Genomic DNA, 4,461 nt, shown 5'->3' on the forward strand with positions numbered 1-4,461 from the left:
TTTTTACACGCACAACCGGCAAACCCTTTTTACTACTTGTGTGGGGTGTTCTTCGTGTGATGTGCGTATCTGTGCGCCGGCGGCGCTGGGGCCGGCCGTCGGTCGACGGGCGGCCCCAGCGCGCGGGGTCACTTGTTGATGCAGGTGTTGCCGGTGACCGGGTTGAGGAGCGAGATGATGCCGATCGAGTTCCCGCAGACGTTGGCCTCCAGGTTGATCGGCACCTGGATCACGTTGCCGGAGAGGATGCCGGGCGAGCCGATGGCGGCACCGTTGGCGGTGGCCTCGCCGGCGGAGGCGGTGCCGGCCCCGGCGAGGACCGCCGTGGCGGCGAGGGCGGCGGCGGCGAAGGTGGTACGCATACGCATTGCGTCACTCCTTGTGAGCAGAGCGGGTCGAAGTGTGACGATCACACCTCGCCCACGATCACAAGCGATCAGCTCCTCCGCACGCCGGATTGCCCCGTCCTAGGGCGTGTCGGCCTCCCGCCCCCTCCGCGCCGCCACCGCGGGAGCGGCGACGTTCAGTGATTCCAGCAGCTCCCGGGCCGGATACAGCCCGGGCTCGGCCGCCACCGCGCGGTGCAGCAGGCCGAGGGCGAGCGACTCGTTCCCGGCCGCCAGGGCGTCCAGCGCCCGGTTGTAGTCGATCCGTCCGGCGTAACGCAGCCGGAACAGCACCGACAGGTCCTCCCGGCAGGAGGGGCAGCGCAGGGTCTGCGGATCCGCCGGGACCCTGCACAGCGGACACGGCACCTCGGGCGCGTCCGGGATCCCCCGGACCCCCGGGGCCACCGGGACCGCCGGGACCTGCGGGAAGGCGTCCACAGCGCTCATCGCGGCCCCGCCTCCTCGGGGCGGACCGGGCCGAGCGACTCCTGGGCCGGCTCGCTGCCCAGCTCCCGCTGCGCCTGCGCGTACAGGGCCAGCAGATTCGACATGTGGGTGTTGACCTCCGCCATGTTGGGCGCCTCCACCGCCTCGTCCAGCCCGCGCAGCTCGGCCATGATCAGCTGGCCCAGGGCGGGCGAGACCATGTTCTGGGTCACGTAGACGTTGCACATGGTCAGCATCCGCATGGTGTGCCCGAGCGCGTCGCACAGCTCGTCCGCCCGCTGGGCCGCGCGCACCGCGCCCTCCCAGTCGGCGGCCTCGCGGCGCAGCCGCAGCTCCGCGGCCACCGACCGCAGCCGGTCCAGGTCGCTCGGATCGAGGTGCTTCTCGCAGTAGTGGATGAACAGGCTCAGGTACGCCTCCGAACCGCGCACCCAGCGCTGGGCCTTGAGCTGCTGCTGGGCCCGCTCCAGCGCCGCGTCCACCGACCGGCCACGGGTCTGCCCGGCCGCCAGGTCGTCCAGGCTGTCCATCAGCCGCTGTGCCTCGCGCATCTCGGCCTCGGTCAGCTCGCCGCCCCAGCGGTCGGTGAAGGACTCGATCTGCCGCTGCTGCTCCTCGACCTGCACCTTCAACTCGGGGTCGAGGGTGACCCGTTCCAGCTTGACGGTCTTCTCGGCGCCGCCCTGGATCCGCACCGACAGGGTGATGGTGCGGTCCCGGTCGAGGCCGAAGGAGACCTCCACCGGAGTGCGGCCGCCCAGGCCCTCGGGCAGCCGCAGGGTGAGGTGGCCGATCAACTCGTTCTGCTGGGCGATCTCGTGCTCGCCCTCGTAGACCGCGATCTCCAGCCGCTGCCGGCCGCTGCCGGAGACCACGAACTCCCGGCTGACCGGCGAACTCGTCGGGTAGCTGGTGTTCTTGGGGATGATGACGGCGAGGCGGCCGTCGTTCAGCTCGATGCCGAGGTTCTTCGGGGTGATGTCGAACGGGTTGGTGACCTGCGCCAGCTCGCCGCAGCCCGGGCAGACCTCGCAGCCGGGCGGATTCACCAGGCCGCAGGAGGCGCAGCGCAGGCCCACGTCCTCGGCGGCGGTGCCGGCCACCTTGGTGTGGCCGGGGGCGGCCGAGTTGAGCGGTTCGCCGCACAGTTCGCAGGCGGTGACGCCGGGGGCGGCCGGAGTGCCGCAGCGCGGGCAGTTGCCGCCGTGCACCACGGCGGTGGCCCGGGTCTGCTGCGGGACCGTCGCGCCGGCCCCGGTGGCGCCCGAACCGTCCAGCGCCCGCTCGCACTTGGGGCAGGCGGCGGAGTCGGCGTCGACCGGGATGTGGCAGGTCGGGCAGGAGACCCGGGCGCCGCCGAGCAGGGTGGTGGCGCAGTTGGCGCAGTTGGAGGCGGACAGGTCGCCGGGGGCCCGGCACTCGGGGCACTCCACCTCGCCGACCAGCGCGGACTGGACGGCCGCGCCGAGCGCCACGCACTGCATCGGGTTGACGCCGCGCCGGATCCGGCGCGGGCCGAAGACCTCGCCGAGCCGGCGGGCGACCAGCGGGATCGCGGTCGAGCCGCCGACCAGCACCACCTCGTCGATGTCCCCGACCGTCAGGTTGGCCTGCATGATGGCCTTGTGGGTCAGTTCGATGGTGCGCTCGATCCGGGCCTCGATCAGCTCCTCGAAGCGGGCCCGCTCGAACTCCGTCTCCAGCACCAGCTGCCCGGCGCCCAGGCCCGGCAGGATGACCTCGGAGGACTCCTGATTGGAGAGCTCGATCTTGATGGTCTCGGCGGTGGCGGCGATCTTCGGACGGTCGCGCAGGTCGGGCTGGTACTCCGCGCCGTACTCCTCGCGGATGTCCTCCAGCAGCGCGGTGGTGATCCCGCGGTCGAAGTCGTCGCCGCCGAGCAGGTTGTCGCCCTCGATGCCGAGTACCGAGACCGAGCCGGGCACCAGCAGCAGGATGGAGATGTCGAAGGTGCCGCCGCCGAGGTCGTAGACCAGGACGGTCCGCCCCTCGTCGCCCGCCTCGGAGGTGATGCCGTAGGCGAGGGCGGCGGCGGTCGGCTCGTTGATGATCCGCAGCACGTGCAGGCCGGCCATCCGGCCCGCCTCCTGGGTGGCGGCGACCTGCCGCTCGCCGAAGTAGGCGGGGACGGTGATGACGGCGCGGTGGAAGGGCTCGCCGAAGCGCTGCTCGGCGTCCTCCTTGAGGCGGTGCAGGATGATCGCGGAGATCTCGATCGGGGTGTACGAGCGGCCGTTGAACCAGACGTTGACGTCGCCGTCGGTGCCCGCGGTGACCTTGTAGTCCACCTCCTTCAGGGCCGCCTGCACCTGCGGGTCCTTGAACTTGCGGCCCATGAAGCGCTTGACCGAGCGGATCACGTTGACGCCGTCGACGGCGATCCGGCTGCGCGCGGTGGAGCCCACCAGCAGCTCGCCCTTGCGGCCACTGCCGACCACGGACGGCGTGGCCTCCTGGTTCTGCCGGTTGAAGATGATCTCCGGCTCGCCCCGGCGCAGGTGGGCGACCACGGAGTTGGTGGTGCCCAGGTCGATGCCGAGTGTGCGGTACATGTCGTTCCCCTCTTGCCCCTCGTGGTCCTGGCTACTTCTTGCGCTTGGCCTGCTTGGCCACGGCCCTGCCCCGGCGGCGGGCCCGGGGCGGGGCCGCCTTGGGCTGGGCCCGGGTGACCGGCGCGGTGGCGTCGGCGGTATCGGCGGCGGTGGCGGGCGGGGCGGCTTCGGTGTCGGTGGCGGGCGGGGCGGCTTCGGTGGCCTCGGGCGTCTCCGGTTCCGGCAGCGGGACCGGGAAGTGCGCCTCCGCCGCCCCGTCCTCCAGCCGCGGCTGCGGGTCCGGCTCCGGCTCCGGCGCGGCGACCACCACCTGGGCCCGGCGCAGCACTTCGTCCCCCCAGAAGAACCCGGTCACCACCGTCCGCACCACCGTTTCCGGCGCCACCCCGGCGCGGGGCTCGGTGCCCACGATCTCGGTCAGGTCCGGGTCCGCCGTCATGCCCTCCAGCCGCATCGGCCGCACCTTGGCCTTGGCGAGCTGCCCGAGCAACCGCCGCCGGGTGGCCTCCAGTCCGGCGCCGCGCCCGAGCGCCACCAGCTCGCGGTCCAGGCCGAGGGCGGCGAGCGCGTCGTCCACCTCGACCAGGATGCCCAGCAGTTCGCGCTGCTCGGCCCGGGCGGCCTGCTTCTGCTCCGTCAGCTTGCTCCCCAGCAGCGAGGCCCGGAAGAGCAGCCGGCCGAACGCCTGCTCCAGGTCGACGTCCTCGACGCCGGGCGGGATCTCCAGCCGCCGGCGGCCGTCGAGCGGGTCTGCGGCGGGCGTGCCGGCGGGCGTGCCGGTGGGTGCGTCGGCGGGTGCGTCGGTCATTCGGGAACCTCGATCTGCGGCAGCACGGACAGGTCCGCCGCGTAGCGGGCGGGGACGGGTGGTTCGGGGTCGGCGCCGCCGGGGGCGGGCTCGGCGAAGTCGGCGGCCAGCTCGGCGCGGTGGAGGGCGGGCAGGGCGGCCTGCGGCAGCGGTGGGCGCTCGATCACCAGCAGCGGCTCGGCGAGCGCGGGGGCGAGCAACTCGGCGGCCTGGTCGACCGGCTCGGGAGGGAGGGGCTGCTGGA

At 73.1% G+C, this 4,461-nt stretch carries 4 protein-coding genes and 1 pseudogene; all 5 read right to left on the minus strand.

Going from position 1 to position 4,461, the window contains the following annotated elements; genetic code table 11:
- Positions 1 to 128: 128 nt before the first annotated feature.
- Positions 129 to 368 (minus strand): chaplin, encoded by a 240-nt coding sequence (locus ACIQOV_RS29045; RefSeq protein WP_359905472.1) that lies wholly within the window; start codon positions 366 to 368, stop codon positions 129 to 131.
- 99 nt (positions 369 to 467) lie between these two features.
- On the minus strand, positions 468 to 836 hold the full coding sequence (locus ACIQOV_RS29050) for a hypothetical protein (protein WP_401053508.1): 369 nt from the start codon (positions 834 to 836) through the stop codon (positions 468 to 470).
- On the minus strand, positions 833 to 3,409 hold the full coding sequence (locus tag ACIQOV_RS29055) for an Hsp70 family protein (protein WP_401053510.1): 2,577 nt from the start codon (positions 3,407 to 3,409) through the stop codon (positions 833 to 835). Before ACIQOV_RS29055 ends, ACIQOV_RS29050 begins: the two co-directional genes overlap by 4 nt.
- A gap of 31 nt (positions 3,410 to 3,440) precedes the next feature.
- Positions 3,441 to 4,217, minus strand: coding sequence for a nucleotide exchange factor GrpE (locus tag ACIQOV_RS29060; RefSeq protein ID WP_401053512.1), 777 nt, complete (start codon positions 4,215 to 4,217; stop codon positions 3,441 to 3,443).
- Positions 4,214 to 4,461: pseudogene (locus tag ACIQOV_RS29065) on the minus strand (hypothetical protein); the annotation flags it as partial. The pseudogene ACIQOV_RS29065 and the gene ACIQOV_RS29060, both read right to left, overlap by 4 nt.

Source organism: Kitasatospora sp. NPDC091257, assembly GCF_044757675.1.
Classification (GTDB): domain Bacteria; phylum Actinomycetota; class Actinomycetes; order Streptomycetales; family Streptomycetaceae; genus Kitasatospora; species Kitasatospora lactacystinica.

Coding starts and splice junctions, on each gene's coding strand:
- ACIQOV_RS29045 (WP_359905472.1), bottom strand. CDS start 368: ATGCGTATGCGTACCACCTTCGCCGCCGCCGCCCTCGCCGCCACGGCG.
- ACIQOV_RS29050 (WP_401053508.1), bottom strand. CDS start 836: ATGAGCGCTGTGGACGCCTTCCCGCAGGTCCCGGCGGTCCCGGTGGCC.
- ACIQOV_RS29055 (WP_401053510.1), bottom strand. CDS start 3,409: ATGTACCGCACACTCGGCATCGACCTGGGCACCACCAACTCCGTGGTC.
- ACIQOV_RS29060 (WP_401053512.1), bottom strand. CDS start 4,217: ATGACCGACGCACCCGCCGACGCACCCACCGGCACGCCCGCCGGCACG.